This window comes from Paenibacillus vortex V453 (genome assembly GCF_000193415.1).
Lineage (GTDB): Bacteria > Bacillota > Bacilli > Paenibacillales > Paenibacillaceae > Paenibacillus_AQ > Paenibacillus_AQ glucanolyticus.
In genome coordinates, this window is the sequence record NZ_ADHJ01000024.1 from 1 (window position 1) to 26402 (window position 26402).

Below are 26402 nucleotides of genomic sequence, written 5' to 3' on the forward strand. Positions count from 1 at the left end.
ACGAGTGACTTGTTCTGCTATAACCGGTTTATAAAGGGAAAGGCGGAGACTTAATGAATTAAGTCTAACTCTGTGACCGAGGATTGGAATGAGGGGACCAGGTTTCCTGAAACAATCCCATTAATCTCCTGCGTGCGTAACACGGGCAGCGTGTTGGGTTCGAAGCACAGGTAAAGTCGGCAGAAAGAAGGCTAGAGCCACTTATCTAAGAAGGTATGCCAACTGATATGCCGGATGGCTGAAAAGTTAGCTATGGTGAGAATGATCTTAGGATCTGACGAACCTCCGAATGTACGGGTCTATATTCATAACATATGGAAACATATGTCCTGACCAATGATCAGGGTGGATGGCGTAAAGTACGATTGTGATCTAGGAAATACGCTATATCGAACTAAGGCGATATCCAGTCCACAGGCTCAAAGGAGGCACCTAAGGCTCAGCACAAATAGCTAGGTCTCAGGGAACAAGGAAAGCAAGGAACGTCGTAATAGCGGACTGCCATCCCAGACGTCTACTATAAGGCAGAACACATGCCGAAGTGTACTAATCCTTGTGAGAGTAGAGGCACGACCGATGAAATACCTGTAATGGGTGTGGAGGAACAGCCTCAAGTCTTTTTAAATTAATATCAATTTTCCAAAAAGTGAATTGCACCGATCAGGTAGGAACGTGGGAAATCTCCTGAAAGAGGTGAGGCCACAGTGCAAACTCTACGTTACTGGGACTACTACGACATGACGAGTACCTTTACTGACCTATATGAGAACGCTCAAAAAAGGATAGCTTTTAACAATCTTTACGACCTAATAATAACAAAACAAAATATCCTTTTGGCATACCGCACCATAAAGTCAAATAAAGGCTCGGTTACACCCGGAACAGATGGCAAAACGATTGATAACCTAAAGACACTAACTGATGAAGAAATGGTACTCCTAATAAGGAGAAGGCTACTGAATTATCAACCAAAGAAAGTCAGACGAGTCCATATCCCCAAGCCTAACGGGAAAAAAAGGCCGCTGGGTATTCCCTGTATAACCGATAGAATCATTCAGCAATGCTTCAAACAAGTCATTGAACCCATTGCTGAAGCTTATTTCTACAAACATAGTTACGGCTTCAGACCAGTGCGGTCAGCACATAATGCCCTTGCCAGAGTGCAACATTTAATTAATATGGCGAACCTCCACTATGTTGTAGACGTAGACATACAAGGGTTTTTCGATAATGTTAATCACACATTACTCTTAAAACAGCTATGGAACATGGGAATAAGGGATAAAAGAGTACTGAGAATCATCAGCAAAATGCTAAAAGCTGAGATTGAAGGAGAAGGTACCCCATTAAAGGGCACTCCACAGGGTGGAATTTTATCACCACTATTATCCAATATCGTACTAAACGACTTGGACCAATGGGTAGCTGGGCAATGGGTAAACTTTGAAACACAATATGCGTATGCGGGGAACTTTCACAGAATTAGAGCACTCAAGAAAACCAACCTCAAAGAAGGTTACATTGTTCGATACGCAGATGATTTCAAAATACTCTGCCGCGATTGGAAGACAGCCCATAGGTGGTACCATGCAGTCAGACTCTATCTCAAGGATCGTCTTAAACTTGACATCTCACCCGAAAAATCACAAATCGTGAACCTTAGAAAACGAAAATCTGATTTCCTAGGGTTCACTATATGGGCTGAGAAAAAAGGAAAAAAGAGAGTAGCATACACGGGCATAAACAACAAAAAGAAAGAACAGCTCAAGAAGGAAGCAAAAGATCGAATCAAAACAATACACAAATCGCCCACTGCACAAAATGCACTCTTGTTCAATAGCTTTGTACTTGGAATCCACAGGTACTTCTCACGAGCAACACATGTTAGTGTTGAGTTCGCACGACTTGCCTATGATCTGAAAGCATTCACTTACAATCGTCTAAAAGCAATCGGGAAATATCAACATCCAGATATTCCACCACCAACCTACAAAAAGTTCTACAAGAATAACTACAGAACTTTTAAAGTTGCAGGAGTATTCCTATTCCCTTTAAGAGATGTGAAAACGATGAACAACTTATGTTTTCAACAAGATCTAAACCCATTCACATCTGAAGGTAGAACACTACTTCATAAGAAATTAAATCCGGACATAAATTCTGAGATTATTAAACTCATGAAGTCCAACATCCCGGATCGGAGCATCGAATATCTGGATAACAGGTTGAGTAGATACAGTATGAAGGCGGGGAAATGCGAAATTTCAGGCGTCTTCCTTACCGCTGATGAAATACATTGTCATCACCTTCAACCCCTTCACCTTGGAGGAACGGACATGTACAAAAATCTACGAATCCTACACAAAGATATCCATAAAATAATTCATGCATCAATACCGGAGACGATTGTTAAACTCATGTCTACCATTGAAATTTCTGAATCCATAATTCAGAAGATCAACCAGTACCGTAAAATGAGTAACTTGGAACCTATTGATATAAAAATCTAAAAAGATGGAGCGCCGTGTGCGATGAAAGTCGCACGCACGGTGCGGAGAAGGGGAAAAGGCGGTGATCGTATCAAACCCTTACCTATTTCTATTATATCAGGAACGTTTTCAAAGAATGAGGTGTTCATCATGTAATTCCAGCATGCATTACAATATGTCAGACGAATGAGAATACATAGACCTGGAGCTGCCGTGTAAATCGGGGCTTTTTTTGGCTTTATGCTAAAATTTTTCGTGATTTTAAGAATTGGTTTGTAACAAATGATCGCCTCCAATTGTCTTAACTATAAAATTGAAGAGGTGATGAAGGTGGATCAATGGGATAAAACCTTTGATGTTGTCATTATAGGCGGTGGGCTGGCAGGTCTAACTGCCTCTATTTATTTAGCGCGGTCAGGTCTCTCCGTTCTTCTGGCCGAGAAATCGAATCGGCTTGGGGGACGCGCGATGACGGTGAAGAAGAAAGGGGCAGCCTTGAATCTTGGCGTGCATGCTTTTTACCAGGATGGGGAAGGGGAGGCGGTGTTGAATGAGTTAGGGGTGAAGCTGATTGGAGCCAACCCTCCTCCGCGCGTTGCGGGCATCTGGAATCGTAAAGTGTATGACATTCCTACGGGCCCCGTAAAGCTGCTTACCTCACGTTTACTCTCGTTATCCGGCAAGGCCGAGCTCGTTCGGTTCATGATAAAGCTTGGGAGAATCAAAACGGGGCAGTTGGAACGTCTGACGTTAAGAGAGTGGGCGGAGCGGGAAATTAACGACCCGATGATCCGGCACATCGTCTACTCGATCTGCCGATCCAATTCCTTCGTGCCCGATCCCAGCCTTCATGGGGCAAGAGAGGCTGTACGTCAACTGCAGCGTACGTTTGCGGGTAAAGCGTTTTATCTCGATGGGGGATGGGTATCGCTCATCAACGAACTGGAAGCGCAGGCTTCGCGAGCAGGCGTTGTCATGGCAACCGGACTGGGTGTTGCTGAGGTTGTTCAACACGAGTCGGCGTGGATCGTTCATTTTTCAGACAACCGAACGACTACTGTTCCAAACGTGATGATGACAGGAAGTCCTGAACAAGCATGCAAGCTGGTAAGGGGCGCGGAGAAGACGAGTCTGCTCCGTTGGAAGAACGAGACTCGGCCCATGGCAGCTGCCTGCCTGGATTTAGTGCTTCGCCGGTTTCCGAATCCAAAAAACCGATCTTACATTGCCGGTTTCTGGCTGGATGCGCCAATTTTTTATAACAGTCCTTCATCTGTAGCCAGATTGAATGATGATGGAAGCTTTATCATTCATCTCGTTAAGCAGCTTGGTGAACATGCTGGGAATCCGCAGGATAATGAGCAGCAGCTTGAGGCAGCGATGGATTTAATGCATCCGGGATGGCGAAGCGAGGAGATTGCGCGGCAGTATCTGCCAAGAATTACGGTCGTTCATGATTTTCGTTCCACCGACAAGAGTGATCCCCCTCCGGGTCCGGCAGTACCGGAAGTGGAAGGGTTATATGTGGCAGGAGATTGGGTAAGCCATGGAGAAGTATTGGCGGACGCCGCGTTCGCAAGTGCCAAACGAGCGGCACATGCTATTATTAAACGCAATGATGATGAACGCAGGACTGGGGTGAGCCGCAATAGAAACCGAACATTGGTATAACGAATGGAGGCATCTGCTATTTTCTTTGTCATATCAGATGATGGGCAGTGTTATGGATGCTGAGGACATCGTGCAGGACGTATTTCTTTCGCTTGAAGAAGGGGACGGTACGCAAATTCGTAATGCCAAATCCTATTTGTGCAAAATGACGGTCAATCGATGTCTCAACAAGCTGAAGTCGGCCAGCAGGCAGCGTGAGACGTATGTTGGTCCCTGGCTTCCAGAGCCTTATGCAGCAGTTAGCGATGATCCTATGGATCAGTACATTATTAAGGAGTCACTAACAACCGCCTATTTGCTCCTTCTGCATCAGCTTTCAGATATGGAACGAATCGTATTTCTGCTCCGAGAGGTATTCACCCTGCCGTTTAGCGAGATCGCCACGATTGTTGGCAAGAGCGAAGGAAATTGCAGACAGATTGATTACCGGGCACGCCGAAGTTTGGCGCAGCAACCGGAAACGCGGTCTGAGGTGAGAGCTGTGGGTGTGCGTCATGTCGAGACCTTCATTCAGGCACTTGCGACGGGCAATATGAATCTACTTCTGGATATTCTGAAGGTCGATGCCACTCTATACACCGACGGCGGTGGAAAAGCGCAAGCCGCTCTCCGGCCGATTGTCGGTTCCAAAATCGTCGCTCGCTATTTCGAGGCGATTCGGCCTAAAGTACCGCAGGATTTCGTATGCGAGCTTCGTGAAGTGAACGCTCTTCCGGGTATTGTTATCAAGACGGGTCCCTTTACATTTTCGGTTATTTCGATACAGATTGAGAATGATCTTATCTCCAATGTTTATATTGTCATGAATCCCGAGAAGCTGCTTCATTTTAATCTGTAAGATGCAATCCCCAAAAAACTGGTTGAAGAGGCCCTCAGCGATTTTGCTGCAAGGGTCTCTTATTTCATAATATCTATCTATTAATGGGAGAGGAATAAATATTTAGTAAAAAAATTACAATTCAGTATAACTTTTCTCTGTTTATAAGCGTCTATATTACAAGAAGGTCAGTTGTGCCAGGTTTCAGCGGGAACATCTTAAATGTGAGAATTCCTGTTGTCCTGTTACAATATAAAAATTTTAGCACTCTTTGCTTAAGCTAAGGGTAAGGCGGACAACTCGTGATTACATAATCGGATTAGCTTTACAATTAGCTAGACTGAGAGTCACGGGAGGGGCTGGATTTTAGTTGAAACGAAAGTTGAAGTCAGCATTTGTTGCCACTGTTGTTGCCTGTTCCACGTTATTAATGTCTACACAAGCTTTCGGAGCAGAAGTCATGTTCACGAATTCCACAAGTACCAATAGCTCGTTTGACCGCGGCGGCGCCGCCGACTATGCAGAAACATGGGCAACACAAGCGAATCCTAGTTATGCTAATTATGGGAGTAACAGCGATGGAGGAGATTGCACTAACTTTGTATCCCAAGCATTGTATGAAGGAGGCGGACTGCCATTTAATGGAACCAAAGGACAGAATAGAAATACGGTGGATTGGTACTATTATGGCCCTCATGTTCCGCCGTCTACAAATCCAAGAACTTCTTCTTGGACGGGGGCACATCAATTCAGAGAGCATTTTGCAGTTATAAACGACCAAGGTGGAAAGAAGGCCTACAGGGCAACCAAATACACGTCGCAGGAATTAAGCAATAACTTCCAACCCATCTACAATGAGTTGTTTCGGGGAGATATTGTCCAACACGTGAATTCAGCCGGACATACGATCCATTCACAAATGGTAAACGGTTATGGACCTGGAAACGATCTCAAGGTTGCACAACATTCTGTTAGCAATGGAACATGGAACAAGGATATCTCGTTAAAATCTTATGTCGCTTACGGTTCGTGGATCGTATCCATCAAAATCAAAAGCTAAAGGAGCTGAGAAAAGTTGAAGAAAAACACGTGGATCATTCTGTCTGTCTGCAGCGTTTTGGCCATTGGAGGTTTTACATGGGCTAACATGAACGCGGATAAGGTTGATGCAAACAGTCCGAACCTGCAAGAGAAGGTTTCCTATGCACACGAAAGCTATGAAGCACAGAAAAAAATTGCGGATGCACCTGGAGCCACAACAGAGGATGAACAGAAGCTTAAGGAGCTGGAGAGCAGGGCTGGTGAATTAGACAATGAACTCCATCCACAAAGCGCCCTTGATGAATTTAACGAAGTTTTTGCAGGTTATAAAGACCTGTACGCAATTGAAAGTGCTTATTATGCGGACCAGCAGAATTCTGAAGACCCGCTCGTGCAGCGAGTTTTGAAAGAGCTGGAGAAAAAAGGAGAACTGATAACTCAATTTGAAAACCTGGCCACAAACCAGGCATTGAACAAATCTGATGCTGGCGAATCCCTATTGAATCAGTTCATGGCAGCAACAAGTGAACTGAATCAAGAGTTGTACCCGGAACAATAACTTGCCTGCAGATTTACAGGCCTTTCTGCGCGATTCGCAGTAGATGCAATATCTAGTGGTTCTGGTTCCATTATGCTAAGATGAGAGTTGCTCATGTTGGGTTCTGCTGTACAATGGGTGTGTGATAACTCCCATTGTACACCAATCCAGCATGGGCCTTTTGTTTTCTTACGTGTCGCAGCGTTTTTTTTGAAATTGAAAAGAGGGATGGCGTTAATGGAAGGCTTGTATTCATTCATGCTTCTTACGATTATGGTGGTTCAATGGATCCAGTATAAGGTCACGGATGTTGGGGAAGAAGAAATGCGTGATACACCTGGGTATAAACGGTATCTTATTGGTTCTTGGATTTTAATGATTGTAATCATAGCATTAATATGGATGATCGATCGAAGCGAACCTTATCCGTTATGGCCGTTCTTAGTGACCTTGGCCTTCTGCTTTCGTGGTTACATGGAATGGAAGCATATTCCGGAAGCGAGGCGCCACCGGGTTTCCATGATATTGGCAACAATCTCATTTTCGTTCACAGGGTTGATGATATTAATCCTTTTGTTAAAATATTAATTCTGGATTATAGGGGCAGGGAACCATGAAAAATATATTCAATCCTACGGATATGACCGAAATACTGAACCGAATAGATCGTTTAAGCCCGCTGTCACAGCCGCTATGGGGAAAAATGAATGTAACGCAAATGCTGGCTCACAACTCCGCGTTCCAAGACATAGCCAGCGGCATCACGAACCTGCCAAGAGGCTGGTTGGGTATGGTCGTTGGAAGGTTTGCGAGGCCTGTTTTATATAATGAGAAGCCAGTACCCCGTAATATGTCCAGCATTCCGGAAATATTGATTGCAGATCCAAGAGATTTTGAAACGGAAAGAGAACAATTGAAGGAGAAAATTATATTATTCCAACAAAATGGAACTGAGAAATGCACATCGCATCCCCATCCGTTTTTCGGTAAACTGACCCCGGAGCAGTGGGGAAAAGGAATATACAAGCACCTGGATCATCATCTGAAACAATTTGGTGTGTAATACATAAAAAAACGCTTACTCGCGAGGTGATTTGGAGTGCTGGTCTGGATCATTCTTCGCCAGCTTCTCCACTTGATCGAGCACGAATATCGCATCCCCCACCCAGACCTTATTCAATTGATCCAAATACTCGTAGCCGCTATCAATAAGCGGAGAGAAATAAACTACGCGTCCATCAGGGATCAATACCGATAACAATATACCCGTGACTTGCCAGCTGCTCGATTTGGAAGGTGTCTGGTTCTTGGCGCCGTATCCGAGAGTTCAGCTCCTTCTACGGCATGCGTTTTGATCAAGCCAAGGTTTTTGAATAACATTTTAGGCATATGAAGCGCTTGGCTGTATCCATCTTCAAAAATATCGGGGTAAGCGTCGTAAGGTGCCTTGTTGCCTTTGGCCGATGGGCTGGCCGGATACCAGATCTGTACCATTAACTCACGCTTATCGTCAGGTTCCGCGGTGTTCAATTCCTCTCGCATCTCATCCTTCCAGTCATAGAGGAAGCAGGAGTTGGGGCGCTAGTTATCCTTGAGAGGTTATAGGGCATGGTTTGAATTGGATATAATTCGCCAAGTTCGGGTTATCCTAACCTCAATGAGTCTTGAACGCGTTCAAAATGCCCGGGGAAGGGTAATCATGAATAATTCCAAGACAATGCAGGAGGTTTGAGCATGAAACAAACAAACGGTATGTCCGATGCTGCGATTCTCGGGATGGGTACGGCATTGCCGAAACATTCCGTAGCACAATCGGATATTGCAGAATTAATTGCATCTACGCTGCAGAACAGATCCGATCTGGCGCGCTTCGCCCGAAGAGTATTCAGATCCTGCGGTGTCGAGACACGCTATACTTGCGAATCGAACTATCTGGATCCATTGGAAGCATGCCGTTATCTGCCTTCCCATGACGAGTCAGCCGTTCCGACAACAGAGGAAAGAATGGATAAGTACAAGAGAGAGGCACTCCCGCTTGGCTTAACAGCAGCCGAGAAGGCTCTGAAAGATGCCGACATGGCACCGGATCGGATTACACATCTCATTACAGTCAGCTGCACGGGTCAATATCAGCCGGGCTTGGATGTTATGCTGATTCGGCATTTGGGACTGTCTCCGCGCGTCAATCGTCTGCCGCTGATATTTCAAGGATGCGCCGCTGGACTTAAAGCGATCCAAATGGCACGAGATGTCGTTCAAGGAGCTCCAGGGTCGCAAGTACTGGTCGTATGCGTGGAGCTTTGTACTCTTCATTTTCAGCCGGTGAAGGAGAGAGAAGCGTTATTTGCAGCCTCTTTTTTCGGAGACGGCGCCTCCTCCTGTGTCATCGGCCCTCCTGAATCTCATCACCAGCATTATCTGAAGCTGGGTTCAGGTTATTCTGTTCTGCTGCCGGATTCAACGGAGGATATGACATGGGAGGTGGGCAATACCGGTTTTGATCTCTTTTTATCTCCCCGTATTCCGAAGCTGCTCGGTGCTCACCTGGAAGAAGAGCTGCGTGTATTGCTGGAGGGGGACAAGCTCCCTGAACTCTGGGCCATCCATCCCGGCGGACGGGGCATTGTGGATTCCGTGCAGGAAGTTATGCACTTAAGCGATGAGCAGACCCAATACAGCAGAGAGATTTTAAGAACTGCGGGCAACTTGTCATCGGTCACCATTATGTTTGTATTGAATGCCATGCGCCAGGACATGAAGGCGCAGAATCAGACGTTCACGGAAGGTGTAGCCATGGCCTTCGGACCCGGCCTGACAGCAGAGCTCATGCGTTTTAACTATGTAAAGGCTTACTCGTCATCGGTTAAGGAGCAGGACCATGTCCTTCTTTAGAGCTTTGTCCTCGCGGGCACAGGAAGAAGAGCTTATGGATGATTTCTCCATGGGAGGGGAAGAGCTGAGCGAAGCACTTCAGCATTTAAGGCGGCTGAACAAAATATTCGCGGCACCGGGACCCACCCTGGCCGGTGTGGAAAAGTTATGGAAAACGATGGGTAGTCCTGGAACCCTTAGTGTTTTGGATGTGGGTGCGGGATCGGGCGATGTTAATCAGAAGCTGCTGCAATGGTCGGATCAACAGGGCATCGAGCTAAAAATAACGCTTGTCGATATGACAGAGGAGGCATGCGACGAGGCCAAGCAGCTATTCCGGGATGAGCCGAGGGTTGATGTACGGCGTGCTGATGTCAAGGAACTGCCGGCTGCATCGGCAGATATCGTGACCGGTTCCCAGTTCGTCCACCATTTTAATGGGCAGCAGCTGATTGATATCGTGTCGCATATGCTGAGAGCCTCTGTTCATGGAGTCGTTATCAGTGATATCCATCGCCACCTGGTACCCTACACGGCCGTATGGATTACTACGCGGATGATTTCGCGCAATCGTTACATTCGGCACGATGGTCCGCTTTCGGTTGCCAAGGGCTTCAAAGGAAGGGATTGGAGAGAGTTAAAGAAGCAGCTTAACCACGAAACGATGACCTACGAATGGAAGCCTTTGTTCCGTTATTCCGTCGTGATTCCAAAATCATAAGACGAAATTGTCACCTAATGAGTAAAAGGCAACGTGCTAATGAAAGAGTAAAAAGGTGGTGTTCATACATGTCGAAGGAAATGGATGTCATCGTCATCGGAGCAGGAATTGCAGGCAGCAGTTGTGCGCTGCAGCTTGCCAAGCAAGGTCACCGTACTCTGCTGCTGGATCGTCAAGAATTTCCGCGCCATAAGACCTGCGGTGAATTCATGTCACCCGAGACCAGGGAAATGCTTGAATACTTGGGTATCCATCTGCTCGGACATGAGGTTAACCCCGGCACCATGGAGCATGCCAGAATCATCATGCCTCAAGGCGGCGAGATAACAGCTCCATTACCCGGGCAAGCCTATGGTATCAGTCGTTATGTTTTGGATGCTCTATTGCATGAGAAGGCATTGGAAGCGGGTGCGCATATTGCCACCAAAACAACCGTAATGAATATTCAGAAGGTGGAGCATCAGATGTATGAAGTAGAAACGAGGCAGGGGAATGAGCGTTTTCGATATCAGGCCAAAGCTGTAATCGGCGCATACGGTACAAAAAAGCCTCGTGGCGTTACGGCTTCCGATGATAATCAGGATGATACCGTATACGTTGGTGTGAAATCCCACTATAGCGGAATTACGCTGCCTCCTCGGGTCGAACTGTATTTTTGCGAGGGTGGTTATGTCGGGATGTCGCCGATCGAGAATGGAGCGGTCAATGTTGCCGCATTGCTGACACTGGACGCAGTACAAGGGAGCGGGAAATCGGTTCCGGAAATTCTACATGCTGCCTCCCTGACGAACGGAAGACTAGTCCAGCGAATCGCCGCTGGGACGCCTGTTCCAGGAACCCAGGTATCGATTGCGCCGCTCCACTTGTCGGACACGCCAGAGCCATGGTCTGAGTATCCGCATATCGGGGATGCACTGCTTATGCTTCCGCCTCTGTGCGGGGACGGGATGTCCGTTGCACTGCGATCTTCGCTGTTGTGTTCTCACTGGACCGACAAGTACCTCAGGGGAGAACTCAGCTATCTTGATTGGCAGAAGGAGTATACCAAGGAGGCCAATGATACCTTTACGCAGCTGCTTCGAAGGGCGAGAAGAATTCAGAAGCTCGCTTTTGCCAAAACCAATCGGTTCTACCCTGGCATTACACGGATGATTCCTGGACTGGCGTCCTATTTAGTGAAAGCAACCAGGTTATCCGAATCAGGCATGAGTACACGGTAAAAGCCGCGTTTTAGCGGCTTTTTTATTTTTTTATTTTCATATGTCGCCGAACTTCAATTTCAACATTCTAGCGAATCATAACTTAGTTTGTTTATTGACAATAATAAGACGTTATAATATTATGTCTATAATTTAAAAGACAAAAGTCTGATTTGTTTATTTAAAATGGAGGTGGAGTGTCGTGCAGGGGGGACATCCTATATCAAACCCGAACGAGCTTATCCGAAGCACACTTGATTTTCAGTTTCAAATATCATGGCAGATGCTCAACATTCATCTCACTGGGCTGCAAGACGAAGAGTTTCACTCGCGACCTGCTATGAAGGGACTTCACGTGTATCACGAATCTGGAGTTTGGCGTACGGATTGGCCGGAAACCGAGGAGTACGAGATTGGCCCGCCAAGTATATCCTGGCTAACTTGGCATATCACATACTGGTGGTCCATGGTTTTGGATCATTCGTTTGGCAGTGGAACCTTGACTCGTGAAGAGGTCCTGTCTATGGGGAACATACAAGAGACCAGGGATAGGATTAACCGGTTAAAGGACGAATGGGAGCGTGAAGTGGCTGGGTTACCGGGGGAAGCGCTGCTTTCCATGGAACGAACACGATGGCCCTTCGAAGATAGGCCATTCCATGAGCTGCTCGCATGGCTCAATATTGAACTTATGAAAAATGCGGCCGAGATCGGTTACTGCCGATTCCTGTATGCTGTTAGCAAAAAATAATACAATTCATGGACCCATTGCATCGTATAATGAAAATGAAATCGGTGCGAAAGGAGATGCATCGTGCCAATAAGAATCCATTTTCAGGGAGGTTCTTGAATGCGCATACAATTTGATCGGTTTCCGGGCGGCGCAAAAAAAGCATTGACGCTTAGTTTTGATGATGGGCGTGAATATGATCGGAGATTGGTAGAAAAGCTGAATGATTACGGGATACGCGGTACGTTTCATTTAAACAGCGGAACACTCGGGAAGGAGGGGTATATCGATGAAACGGAGGTGGAGTCTCTTTATCGTGGACATGAAGTGGCTGCGCATACGGTGGATCATCCCTTCCTGGACCAGACGCCTTTGGAGCAAGCGATAGAACAGGTTGTGGAGGACCGGAAAAGGCTGGAATCGCTGGTCCATTATCCGGTAAAGGGAATTAGCTATCCGTTTGGCACTTACAACGATCAAGTGGTCGGCCTGCTGCGTTCCCTTGGCATCGAATATGCCCGCACAGTAAACAGCCACGGCTTATTCCATAAGCCGGATGAGTGGCTTCGCTGGCATCCGACTTGTCATCATATGGAGATGGTGGATTATGCTGAGAAGTTTGTACATATGGAGCAGAGATTTTCACGGATGGCGATTCTGTACGTTTGGGGTCATAGTTATGAATTCGAGAATGATCGGAATTGGGATTTGGTTGATCGATTCGGAGAGAAGATTGCTGGTCGGGACGATATCTGGTATGCCACGAATGCTGAAATTTTTGCCTATTGCCGCGTACTGGAACAGCTTCGCTTCTCAGCGGATAGCCGGATGATCCATAACCCTTGTGCTCAGACCGTCTGGGTTAGTGTAGAAGGAGAGTCGCTGGAAATAAAAGCGGGTGAGATCACGCGGTTTTAAATGTAGCGAATAAGGGCTGTCATGTTGCTTCGTGCAACTCTGCAGCCCTTTATGTATTCTTCTAATTTTCAATAACGACGCGATTCCGTTTGAGCTTCACCGGTTCGGCAATCGTATCGCCCACAGGGCATTTGCTCTCCAGAAATTCCACAAAGGCCTCGACCTTTTCTGCTGGCGAAGGAGTCTTGATGTAAAAAGTGTATCGAATATCGGAGTATCCGGGGCGTACCTCGGATCGGTTGAAAAATCCGTCAAGATCCAGGTCACCTTCTACATCTACCCTGAAATCCTCCAGAACTACATCGAATTTAGAAGCATAAACCCGGGCGACAATGGATTGGCATGCCCCAAGGGAGGCAAGCAATGCTTCGACAGGATTCATTCCGGTGTCAGTTCCTCCAAGGCTTTTTGGCTCGTCAATAACCAATTCAAATTGTCTTACTTGGGTCACAACTCGAACGCCTTCTTCTAAATGGGCAGTTGCTTTGAATGTTTGAACATTTGGCATGCTTTTACACTCCTCTTTGTGAGAACAGTCTCAGTACGGATAGGCAGGTTCTCCATTATTTTAATATATACTATTTAACTAGGTATAGTGAGGATTATAGGTTTGGAATCATCAACTGTCAACACCAATCATGGGTGAGGGAGAGTGAAGCCATAAAAAAAGAGAGTGCTCTCGTAGTTAACGAAAACACTCTCAGCAGTTGCAGAGCTTAATTACCCGTTTGGTTCTGCTGCTTCAGCAAATCGCGGATCTCGGCCAGCAACAACTCTTCCTTGGATGGAGCTGGAGGCTCTTCGGGCTTTTCCTCTTCTTTCTGTTTAAAACGGTTGAGCATACGAATGAACAAGAAGATCGAGAAGGAGACAATCAGGAAGTCCACAACTGTTTGAAGAAATACGCCATATGTCAGCGTTGCATCTCCGATCGTAGCCTTAAGCCCGGAGAAATCCACTCCGCCAAGCAGCAGCCCGATTACCGGCATAATGATATCACTCACCAACGAGGATACGATCTTGCCGAAGGCAGCACCAATAATAACCCCGATGGCTAAATCAAGCACATTTCCCTTGAGCGCAAAGGTTTTAAATTCTTTTAACAAATTCATTTTATTCACCTGCTTTTTAATCCATAATGTGAGGCATGTACCACTTTCGCCACTCGAATTATCCTATCAGCAACTTGCCAAATGCGCAAGATCAAAATGGCAGAAAACTGTAACGTTATCAGGCAAATTCAAAGCCTTTTCTTGAATGATGAACTTAAAAAAGCTGTCCGCTATTCGGGGGTCAGTCCCGTCCCCCACATTCAGCGGCAGCTTTTTATCTTTCCGGTAACCTTCTTATTATGGTTCCGCTGTTACATCCCCCAGCGATTGGTCAAACGGAGGCCATCAAGCGCATAATTCCAAATGGATATATCATTCGGGCGGCTGTCCGGGACCTGCAGCGTGCAAATACCGTCCATTCCCCAATCGATTTCTTGTACATTCTCCAAATCGAGAAGAGTTTGAAGGAAGAGAACATTACATGTGCCGCGAACTAACGAAGATAACACCGCATGCAGCTCGGCTGCTTCGTCGGCGGTCACTTCCCCCCACCTGACAAATAAAACGGATTCGCTATGTTCAAGAATTCTGAAGAATCGATCGATGCGATGATTGAGTCTTCCTCTGTAAACATCGTACGAATGCATCCAATCCTGGTTAGGCAATACGGGGAAATCATGCACGGATATGATGTTATACCGGGTATCCAGAATAAAATGGGCATCTTGATACACCTGATTTCCTTCAGACAAAACAGCGACTCCATCTTCCAACAAAGCCGAAGTACCCTTGGTCTTCTGCAGCTGCTCCAGATCCATAAATCCAACGAAGCGATTGTCCAATAATCGGCTGACATCCGAAATCGAGTTGGATATCATCCAGTCCAGCGGGAAGGCAAACCTTCTCAGTCCACGTTGCCGCAAATAAAGCGAAGGTCCGCACCAACTGCCCAAGCCGATAATTACATCGTAAGCACCTTTGACGTCTTGCAGTTTCAAATTCGTCACCACACTCTCTTGTCCATCTAATCTATCCTATGCGGCTTGCTGTCACTTCGATTAGATGTTCATAGGTAAGAGGGAGCCCATTCTTATAAGGATTTCTGTTATTTTTGGTCAAGTACGGATGCGTGAACTCTAATTTTGTAGAAATTTATAAAAATGAGCAATTCATAAGAAACTATGACGTTGTGTACATGCTATAATATTCAGGTAGTGACACAGGCGAGTTAGAAAGGGTAGACTGCCTGGTGTATGCGGGCTTGGCATTTATGAGGAATGATACTATAGAACCGAACTATCACAACAGGTATCAGAAATCACTACGATGGAGAGAATTAGGAGCATTGGATATTGGATATTCATTTTACATAAGGGAGTGGAAAGATGATGATTAGCCAACTTGGAAAAATTATGTTGTATGTGAATAACCAGGATGAGGCAGTGAAGTTCTGGACAGAGAAGGTAGGATTTCATGTCATTTCCGAAGAAAGCAACGATCAGATGAAATGGATTGAAATTGCTCCTGCAAAGGGCTCGGAAACCAGCATCGTGCTGCATGATAAGGAACTTGTCGCAAAATTCTCGCCTGGCGTAAATCTGGGGACGCCTTCTTTAATGTTTTACACGGAAAATTTCGATGGATTAATGAGTGACTTGTCGAATAAGAATGTCAAGGTCGGTGAAATTGTAAATTTGCCTTCCGGCAGAGTCTTCAATTTTGCTGATGAGGAAGATAACTATTTTGCCGTAATGGAAAAGTAATGGGTTGAAAAAATATAACGGGTATCTGTATAAGAGGCTCGTCCGAGTTCAAGAGTATAGAAGTATGATGAAGTCGCCGGGATCGGCGACTTTTTTTGCGTTCAACGATAAGGGTGGTGCGCAGGAGCACACGCTGCCATTATACTTTCAGACTGTATTCGCTATAATGGATACAGTGATTTAGGAAAGGGATGTAATTATGAAGAAAGTCATCATCATCGGATCAGGGATCCTGGGGGCATCAACAGCATATCAGTTAGCGAGAATGGGAGCAGAGGTCCTAATCATAGATCGTCAGGATCAAGGGCAAGCGACGGATGCTGCGGCTGGCATTATCTGTCCCTGGCTATCGCAAAGGCGCAATCAAGCTTGGTACCAGCTGGCTAAGGCCGGTGCGCGTTTCTATCCCGGGTTGATCCATGAGCTGGAAAGCGAAGGAGAGACAGATACCGGCTATGCTCAGGTTGGTGCTCTTAGCATTCATGCGGATTTGGACAAAATCAGAAAGATGGAGGAGCGGGCACATCAACGAAAAGCAGATGCTCCGGAAATCGGTGAAATCACCCGGTTGAATGAAACAGAAACCCATGACGCGGTTTCCCTTGCTGGCAGAAGGTTATCAATCGGTTCATATTAGCGGTGCTGCAAGGATAGATGGTCGTGCGCTGCGTGATGCGTTAATCCGATCCGCGCATAGAAACGGGGCTGTCCTGATCAGCGGGGATGCCTCGCTGGTGTATCAGGCAAACCGAGTAACGGGAGTAACGGTCGGGACGGATCGTTTCGAGGCTGACCAAGTCATTGTTTGTGCAGGCGCTTGGGCAAACCAACTGCTCCAGCCCCTAGGTATTCATTTTAAGGTGAGTTATCAAAAAGCTCAGATCATGCACGTGAAAATTCAGGGTGAGCAAGAGACAGGCAGCTGGCCTGTAGTCATACCGCCTACAGATCAATATCTGCTCTCTTTTGATAAACAGAAAATCGTGATAGGCGCGACCCATGAAAATGAAATTGAAGGTTATGATACTAGAGTAACGGCAGGCGGTATGCAGGAAATCCTCAATAAAGGGCTTGAATTAGCACCGGGTTTAGCCGACAGCACTTTTCAAGAGGTCAGGGTGGGTTTTCGTCCGTTTACGCCCGGATTCCTTCCTGTGATAGGCGTTGTTCCGGGCTGGAAAGGGCTTATAACGGCAAACGGACTTGGAGCGTCCGGACTCACCATGGGACCCTTTATAGGAAGCCAACTGGCAAAGTTAGCACTAGGAGACACGCTCGATATTGATCTACATGACTATGATCTGCGCAAAGCGATGGATTGATAGACTAAGGCATCAGACAGCTACTGGCATTGGGCCAGCGCTTCCTTCTCATATCGGCTCTGTAGTGTAGGAAGAGGATTTAGCTCGTGTTTATCGAATGGATATAGGTAGATGATAACGAACTAAGGAGACTGACGCTATTTTTCTTCTATTAGCTCTCATTGGGGTAATCCAATTTGTGAGCAGTGGTTAGTAGCCGCCCAACTGGGCGGCTTTTTACTATTAAGGAGCGTTAGTGACAGTCAGCCTAGACGGTGGTCAATGATTGCTTCAGCCGACTCGTTTTAATTTTACCGAATAAGAACCGTACGAGCGGTCCCATGATAAGGAGCTGAAGCGGGAAAGCAAAAACAAAATTTTTCAAGAATATGGCGAAATAACTTCCAAGCAAGGGCTCTCCTGCGAGGTGATGGGAAAGGTAAGCTGAAACTAATCCATACATAGACATAAAGAAAACCATCCCCGTCACCATACAGAATGACATTGCCAATATCGTAATCATTTTACCGGACTTATGGCGCGTTATCGAAAACACGATTCTCTGTGCTGTTGGACCGACTATAAACAGTTCCAGTAAGAAGGCAATGATAAAGCCCAGTACGAATTGACTGATTATGGCGATGAATGAAACTTCACCAATTAATCCGTTCGTGATTACATTGTAGGAGGTCATCATGATGACCATCCCGATGCACATCATCAACCCAAAATAAAAATGCTCTTTCTTTGTTACTGGCAATTTCATCATCCTCTCTCATTTACCTTTGTAATTATAGAGATGAGGGAAAGTCTCTCGTAAGTGACAGATTTGTGAACGTTTTCTGTAGCCGGATACCAGGTGCGCACTATGAGGGCGATCATCAAGGTGTCTTTTTTTTGTGTTTTCCTATAGAACAGCGGATGAATTAATGGGCATTGAATAGTCCTAAAGTTTCAATAATGGAGCATATTCTGGTTGAAAAGTAATATAAAGAGGAGCAGAAGCCCTCATTGGAATTATGGACCTGCGGCTGATGTGCGGGACAATCATATCGTGATAGGGTAAGAGGCAGGATAAGACCATCATTGTAAGTGGAAACCAGCGATGCGCGTCGGATCCTTCTTTTTTATCAAAAAATGACCGAATTACGATTATGGTCAATCAGTATTGTCTGTGCTTCATTCAGCCCTATCCTAAGGGCAAATACAAAGAGAATTATGGGATAATGGAGGGAAAAACCATGACACAAACGACACCGGTGCCTCAACCTAAAACCTTCGGACCGCTGGGTAATCTGCCCCTGCTGGATTCAGCGGCTCCGATCCAATCGCTTGTAAAGGTCGCCTCGGAATTCGGGCCGATCTTCCAGTTTCAGTATCCCGGGGGGCGCAAGGAGCTGTATGTCTCCGGCCATGAGTATGTTAAGGACGCGTGTGACGAGAAGCGTTTTGATAAACGAATCTGGGCACCACTGCAGAATGTCCGCCCCTTTGCGGGGGATGGATTGTTTACGAGCGCGACGCAGGAGCCCAATTGGAAAAAAGCTCATAACATTCTGTTATCCAGCTTCAGCCAGCGTGCAATGCAGGGATATCATACGAAGATGATTGATATTGCCATGCAGCTTATCCAGAAATGGGCACGGCTCAATCCGGATGAAACAGTGGATATTCCTGCCGATATGACACGCCTGACACTCGATACAATCGGCCTGTGCGGGTTTAATTATAGGTTTAACAGCTTTTATCGCGAAGACAATCATCCATTTATCGACAGCATGGTGCGTTCACTTGATGAAGGCATGAACCAGCTTCACCGGCTGGGCATTCAGGACATGTTCATGATTAAGAAGAAACGTCAGTTTCAGGAGGACATTCAGTCGATGTTCTCGCTTGTGGATGAGCTTATTCAAGAGCGCAAGGCGCATGGCGGCGAGGAGGGAGATTTGCTGGCGCACATGCTGGAGGGCGTGGATCCTGATACAGGCGAGCGGCTGGATCATGAGAATATCCGTTATCAGATGATCACATTTCTGATCGCGGGGCACGAGACCACAAGCGGGCTGCTTTCCTTCGCGATCTATTTTCTGATGAAAAACCCGGATAAGCTGCGCAAGGCGGTAAGTGAGGTGGACCGCGTGCTGAAGGATCCAGTTCCTTCGTATAACCAGGTGCGGGAACTCAAATACGTCCGCATGGTTCTGAGCGAGTCACTTCGGTTATGGCCGACTGCGCCTGCCTTTTCGTTATCTGCAAAAGAGGATACCCGTATCGGTGGAACCTATCCCATTAAGAAAGGGGATAGTGTGACGGTGCTGATTCCCGGACTCCACAGAGACGCGCGCGTATGGGGAGACGATGTGGAGGCATTCGAACCGGAGCGCTTTGAAGATCCGAGCAAGGTGCCGCATGACGCGTACAAACCGTTTGGCAACGGACAGCGTGCTTGTATCGGCCAACAGTTTGCACTCCAGGAGGCCACCTTGGTGCTCGGGTTGGTTCTCAAATATTTTGAACTGGTCGATACCCAGCATTATGAGCTGAAAGTCAAGGAGACACTGACCCTGAAGCCGGATGCATTCCACATTAAAGTCCGTAACCGTAAGGGAGGGGCAGCCCTCTTGATTCCAGGAAGTGTTGCTGTGCCCGAACAGGAACAGAGGGAATACGCCCAGTCCGACAGGATTGCGGATAACGCTCATCATACGCCGCTGCTCGCGCTGTACGGGTCCAACTTGGGCACGGCTGAAGGCATTGCCAGAGAGGTGGCTGATGCAGCCAAGTACCATGGATTCGACAGTCAGGTAGGTGCACTGGACGACTTCGCTGGAAATCTTCCGAAGGAAGGCGCCGTTGTGATTGTAACCGCCTCTTATAACGGTCAGCCGCCCTCCAATGCCAAGGCTTTTATGGAATGGCTGGAGAATGCGGCTGAATCCGAAATACAAGGCGTTCGGTATACGGTTTTCGGCTGCGGGGATCACAACTGGGCCAGCACCTACCAACGGATTCCGCGCCAAATTGACGAGCTGCTGGCAGCCAAAGGGGCACAGCGCCTGCTTGCGCGCGGTGAGAGTGATGCGAGCGGCGATTTTGAACGTGAAGTTGATGAATGGACGGAACATGTATGGCCCGATCTGATGCAGGCGCTGGGACTGCCAGTCATGGCCAGCAGCAAGCCGAAGCGCAGCACCTTGTCTGTTGAGTTCGTTCAGGGAGGGGCAGCCGTTCCACTGGCAGAAACCTATCATGCCGTCACCGGGCACATCGCGCACAGCCGCAACTTGCAGCATGCCGATAGCGGACGCATCACGCAGCATATCGAAATATCGCTGCCGGAAGGAACGAACTATGCAGAAGGCGATCACATGGGCATACTCCCAGTCAATCCGGAGAGTCTGGTGAAGCGTGTGCTCCGCAGATTCCACTTGGATGCCGCGGCACATCTGGTCTTGTCCGTTCAAGGAAGAAGCAGCGCCCATTTACCGGCAGGGGTTCCCGTGCGTCTGGACGATCTGCTGCATCGCAGCATCGAGCTGCAGGAGACGGCCACAAGGGCTCAGATTCGGGAGATGGCAGCCTGTACGGTATGCCCGCCGCATGCCAAAGAGCTGCAGAGTCTGCTTGCGGAAGACACTTATCAGACCGAGGTACGGGCTAAACGTCTCACCATGCTGGAGCTGCTGGAACGGTATGAAGCCTGTGAGTTGCCTTTTGAACGCTTTCTCGAGCTGCTGCCAGCACTCAAACCGAGATATTATTCGATTTCCAGCTCTCCGAGAGTCAGCTGGACCCAAGCGAGTATCACAGTCAGTGTCGTGCGGGAAAGCGCTTGGAGCGGTTATGGGGAATACCGGGCCATTGCCTCCAATTATTTTGTAGCCAGTTGGAGACGGGCGCAGAGGTGTTAGATGTTTATCCGTTCGCCTGAATCGGGCTTTGAACTCCCGAACAACCCAGCCACCCCGCTCATTATGGTCGGGCCCGGCACCGGTGTGGCACCGTTCCGGGGATTCATTCAGGCCAGACAAATCCTTCGGGCAGAAGGACAGAAGCTGGGTCCCGCGCATTTGTATTTCGGCTGCCGGAATCCGGAGCACGATTACCTCTACCGAGAGGAGTTTGAACAGGCGGCCAGAGAAAACCTGGTGACTCTTCATACTGCCTTCTCGAGAGTGGAGGGTACGGAGAAATGCTATGTCCAGCATTTGTTGATACAGGATGGGGAAATGCTGCTGTCACTGCTGGAGGATGGAGCGAGAATGTACATCTGCGGTGACGGCTCCCGGATGGCGCCTGAGGTTGAACAAACGCTGATTGTATCCTATCAGGATAAATACGGCGTGGACGCGGATGAAGCTGCCTCCTGGTTATCCAGGCTGGAAGCGGAGGGCCAATATGTAAAGGATGTTTGGGCAGGTTGATCTCCGCTGCGAAGGGCAACGACTCTTGACATAACGAGACGAGGCTGTCGAATGCGGTTAGTCAAGGACAACAACGAACAGGTATATGTAGCCGCGATATTCGCGGCTTTTTTTGCTAAACTGAAGAGGAGGAAAAAAGTTCGGAAGAATAAGGGATGCTGCAATTCTTAATTATTGTTTATGATAAGATTAATTTTCGACAGGGACCCGTGCTTTGCGGTTATTGCCAGTTCATCTTGTCGATATCGAAACGATTCAGAAGGAGAGTGTAACTTGTGAGCGAAACCTGTGTACCGACGGGCGTGGGGGTAAAAGAGACCGGCTTTGGATATACGTTGTCCTTAATCGGCGGTAAGTACAAAATGATCATTATGTACTGGCTGTCTGAAAATAAAGTGATGCGTCATAATGAGCTGAAACGAAAAATCGGCACCATATCATATAAAACGCTAAGTGTCATGCTAAAAGAGCTGGAGGCGGATCATTTAATCGTTCGCACGGAATATCCCCAGGTCCCGCCCAAAGTGGAATACACATTATCAGAACGCGGACTTTCGCTCATTCCGCTGTTAAACATGATGTGTGAGTGGGGAGAGAATAACAGCAGCCTGCCACTGGATGCTGCGCAGCGGCAGGCTTCAAATTTGTGTTGAACATACAGCTGGATGAGAGCGATCTTTACAGGCTGTCAATAAAATTCAAGTACTCTCGCACATTTGTCTCCAGATCGCTTGAAGCCGACTCATCATTTATACCAGGCTCCGTTTCTTTACCATAATACGCAAAGAACGAGCGATAATTCGCACGGCAGTATAGGAAGGTTGTTTCGAATGGTGTCAGTAACTGTTCAAGTGTATAGCGATATTTTCCCTCTTCACGATAATCCTCTTCTTTGATCCCGGCTGTTACAGCCAAAGCCGTTTTGCGATCCTTTAATTTATCTCCTCCACCTGAACCATAAGCCCAGCCGTAAGCAAAAACATCGTCAAGCCATTTCTTGAGAAGTGGCGGACAATTGAACCAATAGACAGGGAACTGCAGGACGAGGCTGCCATGCGTTTCAATTAATTGCTGCTCTTTCTCTGCATCAATGTTTCCGTCAGGGTAAGCCTTATGCAGTTCGTGTACCGTATATTTGTCCGGATATTTCTGGAGTTCCTCCACCCACCGCTGATTAATGACGGATGTTTCTATGCTTGGGTGTGTGACGATTACAAGTGTTTTCAATGATTTGTCCTCCTTCAGGATGATTACTTCCTGAGTATAATGGGTGGACTTCGAATACGTAAGTATGCACTTTTACTACAGGTACTTACCAAAAGGTGAGTGTTACTCTAAACTCTAGTATTTCTCAATGATCCACGCTTTTAGGTTTTAAATTTATTTATAGTATAATGGTGATTACTCTACAGGATGGATAAAGGAAAAGAGGGACTAGATGCCTACGATACTGGTTGCTGACGATGATCCGAACATTCGCGAGCTCGTCTGTTTATTTCTGAGAAACGACGGCTTCACAACGGTTGAGGCACGGGACGGCAAGGAAGCACTGGCCGTTTACGGTTCAACACCCGTCGATTTGGTCGTGCTCGATATTATGATGCCAATTATGGATGGCTGGACGCTGTGCAAGGAGCTGCGAAGAGCCAATCCGGATCTTCCGCTGCTTATGCTGACTGCAAGAGGTGAGACATGGGAGAAAGTGAAAGGATTCGAACTGGGAACGGATGATTATTTAACGAAACCGTTTGATCCGTTGGAGCTCACGGTTCGTGTCAGAGCATTACTGAAGCGATACAAGATTGGATCCACCCAGACGGTCCACTTTGGCAACATCATCCTGGATCGGCAGACATACAAGGTGACGAGAGGGACAGAGTCGCTCACGCTGCCGCTGAAGGAATTCGAGCTGCTCTATAAGCTCGCTGGAACACCCGGACAAGTCTATACGCGCGAGCAGCTGATTGATCAAATCTGGGGAATTGATTATGCCGGAGATGATCGAACGGTAGACGTACATATTAAGCGACTGCGTGAACGGTTCGCGGAAACGCCCGATTTTCGGATCGAGACGGTGCGCGGTTTGGGGTACCGGCTTGAGGTTTACGAATGATCAAAACGTTATATATTCGTGTGGTCCTGACATTTTTGGTCTCTGTCATCGCCGGCACGGTCATTTCTTTTTTTATGTCTACTTTAATATTCGAGGATAAACTGAACGAAAATGCTCGGATCAATTTGCGTAACTTCGCCCAAGACATCGTGCAGATTTACAAGATCCTTCCATTACATGAAGCGGATTCATTCGTAAGCGGAATGAAGCAGCTCGATTCCTATCATATTCGAATTTACGAAGCATCGGGACAGTTCCAGTCCTATGGTAAGTATCATGAAGATCAGCCTGCCGCTGTGTCGACGGAGCAGCTGCAGAAGGTATTGGGAGGAGGCGTTGTTCAGGACACTCCGAATGGTATTGCTACGGTCCTCTTAGGGCTGCCCTTGAAAACGGAAATGGGAACGAAAGCGATGTTTCTGGAAACGCTCGCCCCACCATCCTCCTCTTTTGTTGTCAAGTGGGCGTTGATCTTTGCATCTTGTTCGTTGATTGTAGGGAGCATCTTGATTTTGATTGCTTCTATATTCCTGGTTAGACCCATCAAAAAACTGACAAAAGCGACCAAGCGAATCGCCGCTGGAGATTTTAACGTCAAGCTTAATATCAAGCAAACAGGGGAGCTCGGGACACTGGCCCGTAGCTTCGAGGACATGATGCGCGATCTGCAGCAGCTGGAGCAGATGCGCAGGGAATTTGTGACAAACGTGTCGCACGAGGTTCAATCTCCGCTCACCTCGATATCGGGGTATGCTCAAGCGCTGAAGCAAGTCAATCTCGCCGATCACGAACGAAGTCGTTATCTTGATATTATCATCGCTGAGACAAAGCGGATATCCAAAATGAGTGACAGCCTGCTCAAGCTGAGTGTGCTTGAATCGCAGTCACAGCAGCCCCGGCTGGTCACACTCAGTCTGGATGAACAGATCAGAAGGGTCATTGTGGCCCTCCAGCCGCAGTGGTCTGCCCGCAATATTCATTTTGAGCTTGAGCTGCAGAATGTGAAAGTAACGGCTGATCATGACCAATTGAATCAGGTGTGGACAAATATCCTCAGCAATGGCATCAAATTTTCCAAGGATGGCGGCGGCGTGATTCACGTCAGCATCAAGCTGGATGTCAAAATTGTAATCGTCCGAATCTCCGATACGGGTATTGGGATTCCTCTCGAAGACCAGAAGCGCATATTTGAGCGTTTTTTCAAGGCGGATCGTTCCCACAGCCGCAAGTATGATGGCAGTGGTATGGGACTTGCTATCGTTAAACAGATTGTATCGCTTCATCAAGGTGATATCGTTGTGGAAAGCGAAGTTGGTCAGGGAACGACCTTCATCGTTTCATTGCCAATCACTCCACCCACCGATATTTAGACATACAGGAGAGATGAATGTACAGAACAGAATATACACTGGATTATGGTTTAAACCGAATTTTCAGGCCACGTTTCACATACAAGCTTCCTTGTATGTGAAACGTGGCCTTTTTGTTGTTAGTTCATACTCCGTTCATATTGTCGTCATGGTGAGGACATCTTGGTTGGTTAGGCTTGCATTAACGGCTTGTTACGGCCATTAAACAGATGAGCATAGGAGCAGGTGTATGTGACACACAATCGTTATAGCCATGGAAATCCAATGAGGCCGCAGCAGCAATGAATGATTCACGACAAACAGTTCAGGACAGGAGAAGATGAGAGTGACGCAACCAGAGGAAAAGAAAGCGAAGATTGGTTCGAGGGCCAGAAAGGTAAGAAACATTATACTTAAAATATTAGGAGCAATCGTAATCGCCATTGTTCTGTTTCTAGGTATTGTTTATATCACGAATGTGATCAGTAGCAACTCAGAGGCGAAGAAGATAGAGCCATACGGCCAGCACGTGTCTGTAGACGGGAAAAATATGAATGTGTACATTCAAGGAGAAGGCAAGGAAACAATCGTGCTTCTTCCCGGTTATGGAACAGCAGCACCAGCGCTAGATTTTAAGCTGCTTATTGATGAATTATCTCCATTTTACAAAGTTGTTGCAGTTGAGCCTTTCGGCTATGGATTGAGTGATGGAACTGAAAAAGAACGAACCGCAGAAAATATCGTAAGTGAAGTTCATGAAGCTCTACAGCAGCTTAATATTAACAAATATATGCTTATGGGCCACTCCATTGCAGGTATTTACGGCATTGATTATGTGAACAAATATCCGGATGAGGTAACTGCATTCGTCGGAATTGACAGCAGTGTTCCAACACAACCGGGTATGGATGCCAAATTACCTACAAAAATGTTCGGATTTATTAAAAAATCAGGTCTCCAAAGATTAGTGGTTAAATTTGGTGGTGACCCTTATGCTGGACTCCCATTTGATGATCACACCGTCGAGCAGATGAAAATGCTGTCAAATAAAAACTCAAACAGTTCCACGATGTTGAATGAGATGGATCATATTTCTTCCAATTTTAAAGGGGCTCGAGGTTTAACCTTCCCCAAAGATCTTCCTCTTCTTCTCTTTGTACAAGGGAATAATGAAGACGTACTAGGATGGATACCTCTGCATGAAGGGCAGATCAAAGACTCGGTACATGGAAAAGTAATAACAATGGATGGCGAGCATTACTTGCACCATACTTTATTTAAAGAAATAGCTGAAGATGTTAGAACCTTTATGAACGAAGCGAAGTAAATGTTCTGAAAAAGTCCACTCGTGATTTCACAGATGTGCATTAATGAATGTAGAGAAACCGTCCCGTGGGGCGGCTTT

General features: G+C 46.9%; 24 protein-coding genes and 2 pseudogenes. 19 read left to right on the forward strand and 7 right to left on the reverse strand.

Annotated features, from left to right (window positions below):
• Nucleotides 1-737: 737 nt before the first annotated feature.
• The 7 genes from ltrA (at nt 738) to PVOR_RS14680 (ending at nt 7619) form a co-directional block, all read left to right on the forward strand.
• Nucleotides 738-2510 (forward strand): group II intron reverse transcriptase/maturase, encoded by a 1773-nt coding sequence (gene ltrA / locus PVOR_RS14650; protein WP_234972910.1) that lies wholly within the window; start codon nt 738-740, stop codon nt 2508-2510.
• Nucleotides 2511-2819: 309 nt separating this feature from the next.
• On the forward strand, nt 2820-4160 hold the full coding sequence (locus tag PVOR_RS14655; RefSeq protein WP_052649280.1) for a phytoene desaturase family protein: 1341 nt from the start codon (nt 2820-2822) through the stop codon (nt 4158-4160).
• A gap of 25 nt (nt 4161-4185) precedes the next feature.
• Entirely contained in the window at nt 4186-4998 is an 813-nt protein-coding gene (gene sigJ, locus PVOR_RS14660) for an RNA polymerase sigma factor SigJ (RefSeq protein WP_006210080.1), read from the forward strand.
• 349 nt (nt 4999-5347) lie between these two features.
• Nucleotides 5348-6037, forward strand: coding sequence for an amidase domain-containing protein (locus PVOR_RS14665; protein ID WP_006210081.1), 690 nt, complete (start codon nt 5348-5350; stop codon nt 6035-6037).
• Nucleotides 6038-6052: 15 nt separating this feature from the next.
• Nucleotides 6053-6577 carry a hypothetical protein gene (locus PVOR_RS14670; RefSeq protein WP_006210082.1) on the forward strand — a complete coding sequence of 175 codons (525 nt, stop codon included), beginning with the start codon at nt 6053-6055 and terminating at the stop codon, nt 6575-6577.
• 93 nt (nt 6578-6670) lie between these two features.
• Nucleotides 6671-7144 (forward strand): DUF4181 domain-containing protein, encoded by a 474-nt coding sequence (locus tag PVOR_RS14675; protein WP_231888060.1) that lies wholly within the window; start codon nt 6671-6673, stop codon nt 7142-7144.
• 25 nt (nt 7145-7169) lie between these two features.
• Nucleotides 7170-7619 carry a DUF1569 domain-containing protein gene (locus PVOR_RS14680; protein WP_006210084.1) on the forward strand — a complete coding sequence of 150 codons (450 nt, stop codon included), beginning with the start codon at nt 7170-7172 and terminating at the stop codon, nt 7617-7619.
• 15 nt (nt 7620-7634) lie between these two features.
• Here PVOR_RS14680 and PVOR_RS30360 read toward each other — a convergent pair whose 3' ends face one another.
• Together PVOR_RS30360 and PVOR_RS14685 are read right to left on the reverse strand one after the other, a co-directional pair.
• Nucleotides 7635-7805 (reverse strand): hypothetical protein, encoded by a 171-nt coding sequence (locus PVOR_RS30360; RefSeq protein ID WP_234972912.1) that lies wholly within the window; start codon nt 7803-7805, stop codon nt 7635-7637.
• On the reverse strand, nt 7802-8098 hold the full coding sequence (locus PVOR_RS14685) for a hypothetical protein (RefSeq protein ID WP_006210086.1): 297 nt from the start codon (nt 8096-8098) through the stop codon (nt 7802-7804). The genes PVOR_RS30360 and PVOR_RS14685 overlap by 4 nt, the downstream gene beginning before the upstream one ends.
• A gap of 192 nt (nt 8099-8290) precedes the next feature.
• On the opposite strand from PVOR_RS14685, the gene PVOR_RS14690 reads away from it, so the two are divergent.
• The 5 genes from PVOR_RS14690 to PVOR_RS14710 all read left to right on the forward strand — a co-directional run bounded on the left by PVOR_RS14690 (nt 8291) and on the right by PVOR_RS14710 (nt 12995).
• A complete protein-coding gene (locus tag PVOR_RS14690) occupies nt 8291-9448 on the forward strand; it encodes a type III polyketide synthase (RefSeq protein WP_006210087.1) in 1158 nt (385 codons plus the stop codon).
• A complete protein-coding gene (locus PVOR_RS14695) occupies nt 9435-10148 on the forward strand; it encodes a methyltransferase domain-containing protein (protein WP_006210088.1) in 714 nt (237 codons plus the stop codon). The genes PVOR_RS14690 and PVOR_RS14695 overlap by 14 nt, the downstream gene beginning before the upstream one ends.
• A gap of 68 nt (nt 10149-10216) precedes the next feature.
• Nucleotides 10217-11368 (forward strand): NAD(P)/FAD-dependent oxidoreductase, encoded by a 1152-nt coding sequence (locus PVOR_RS14700; RefSeq protein ID WP_006210089.1) that lies wholly within the window; start codon nt 10217-10219, stop codon nt 11366-11368.
• A gap of 181 nt (nt 11369-11549) precedes the next feature.
• The gene (locus PVOR_RS14705; protein WP_006210090.1) at nt 11550-12098 is read left to right on the forward strand and encodes a DinB family protein; all 549 of its coding nucleotides are present in this window, start codon (nt 11550-11552) and stop codon (nt 12096-12098) included.
• Between the two features lie 99 nt (nt 12099-12197).
• Nucleotides 12198-12995, forward strand: coding sequence for a polysaccharide deacetylase family protein (locus tag PVOR_RS14710; protein ID WP_006210091.1), 798 nt, complete (start codon nt 12198-12200; stop codon nt 12993-12995).
• 61 nt (nt 12996-13056) lie between these two features.
• Here the strand turns inward: PVOR_RS14710 and PVOR_RS14715 are convergent, their stop codons facing one another.
• The 3 genes from PVOR_RS14715 to PVOR_RS14725 form a co-directional block, all read right to left on the reverse strand.
• Nucleotides 13057-13503: an OsmC family protein gene (locus PVOR_RS14715; RefSeq protein WP_006210092.1), complete on the reverse strand. Its 447-nt coding sequence runs from the start codon at nt 13501-13503 to the stop codon at nt 13057-13059.
• Between the two features lie 208 nt (nt 13504-13711).
• Complete coding sequence (gene mscL, locus PVOR_RS14720) at nt 13712-14107, reverse strand: large conductance mechanosensitive channel protein MscL (protein WP_006210093.1); 396 nt, start codon at nt 14105-14107, stop codon at nt 13712-13714.
• A gap of 251 nt (nt 14108-14358) precedes the next feature.
• On the reverse strand, nt 14359-15054 hold the full coding sequence (locus tag PVOR_RS14725; protein ID WP_231888063.1) for a DUF1796 family putative cysteine peptidase: 696 nt from the start codon (nt 15052-15054) through the stop codon (nt 14359-14361).
• Between the two features lie 381 nt (nt 15055-15435).
• On the opposite strand from PVOR_RS14725, the gene PVOR_RS14730 reads away from it, so the two are divergent.
• Nucleotides 15436-15810 carry a VOC family protein gene (locus PVOR_RS14730; protein ID WP_006210095.1) on the forward strand — a complete coding sequence of 125 codons (375 nt, stop codon included), beginning with the start codon at nt 15436-15438 and terminating at the stop codon, nt 15808-15810.
• A gap of 199 nt (nt 15811-16009) precedes the next feature.
• Nucleotides 16010-17132 (forward strand): annotated as a pseudogene (locus tag PVOR_RS14735) (NAD(P)/FAD-dependent oxidoreductase).
• A 247-nt stretch (nt 17133-17379) separates the two neighbouring features.
• Here PVOR_RS14735 and PVOR_RS14740 read toward each other — a convergent pair.
• Complete coding sequence (locus tag PVOR_RS14740; protein WP_040680659.1) at nt 17380-17871, reverse strand: DUF2798 domain-containing protein; 492 nt, start codon at nt 17869-17871, stop codon at nt 17380-17382.
• A 481-nt stretch (nt 17872-18352) separates the two neighbouring features.
• Here PVOR_RS14740 and PVOR_RS14745 point away from each other — a divergent pair.
• A pseudogene (locus PVOR_RS14745) lies at nt 18353-21535 on the forward strand (bifunctional cytochrome P450/NADPH--P450 reductase).
• 275 nt (nt 21536-21810) lie between these two features.
• Nucleotides 21811-22188 carry a winged helix-turn-helix transcriptional regulator gene (locus tag PVOR_RS14750; RefSeq protein WP_006210099.1) on the forward strand — a complete coding sequence of 126 codons (378 nt, stop codon included), beginning with the start codon at nt 21811-21813 and terminating at the stop codon, nt 22186-22188.
• 25 nt (nt 22189-22213) lie between these two features.
• On the opposite strand, the gene PVOR_RS14755 is transcribed toward PVOR_RS14750, so the two are convergent.
• Nucleotides 22214-22762 carry an NAD(P)H-dependent oxidoreductase gene (locus PVOR_RS14755; RefSeq protein ID WP_006210100.1) on the reverse strand — a complete coding sequence of 183 codons (549 nt, stop codon included), beginning with the start codon at nt 22760-22762 and terminating at the stop codon, nt 22214-22216.
• A 211-nt stretch (nt 22763-22973) separates the two neighbouring features.
• Here PVOR_RS14755 and PVOR_RS14760 point away from each other — a divergent pair, with 211 nt between their 5' ends.
• The 3 genes from PVOR_RS14760 (at nt 22974) to PVOR_RS14770 (ending at nt 26324) form a co-directional block, all read left to right on the forward strand.
• A complete protein-coding gene (locus tag PVOR_RS14760; RefSeq protein ID WP_006210101.1) occupies nt 22974-23648 on the forward strand; it encodes a response regulator transcription factor in 675 nt (224 codons plus the stop codon).
• Nucleotides 23645-25018 carry a sensor histidine kinase gene (locus PVOR_RS14765; RefSeq protein ID WP_006210102.1) on the forward strand — a complete coding sequence of 458 codons (1374 nt, stop codon included), beginning with the start codon at nt 23645-23647 and terminating at the stop codon, nt 25016-25018. The genes PVOR_RS14760 and PVOR_RS14765 overlap by 4 nt, the downstream gene beginning before the upstream one ends.
• A gap of 325 nt (nt 25019-25343) precedes the next feature.
• Nucleotides 25344-26324 carry an alpha/beta fold hydrolase gene (locus PVOR_RS14770; RefSeq protein WP_006210103.1) on the forward strand — a complete coding sequence of 327 codons (981 nt, stop codon included), beginning with the start codon at nt 25344-25346 and terminating at the stop codon, nt 26322-26324.
• Nucleotides 26325-26402 lie beyond the last annotated feature (78 nt).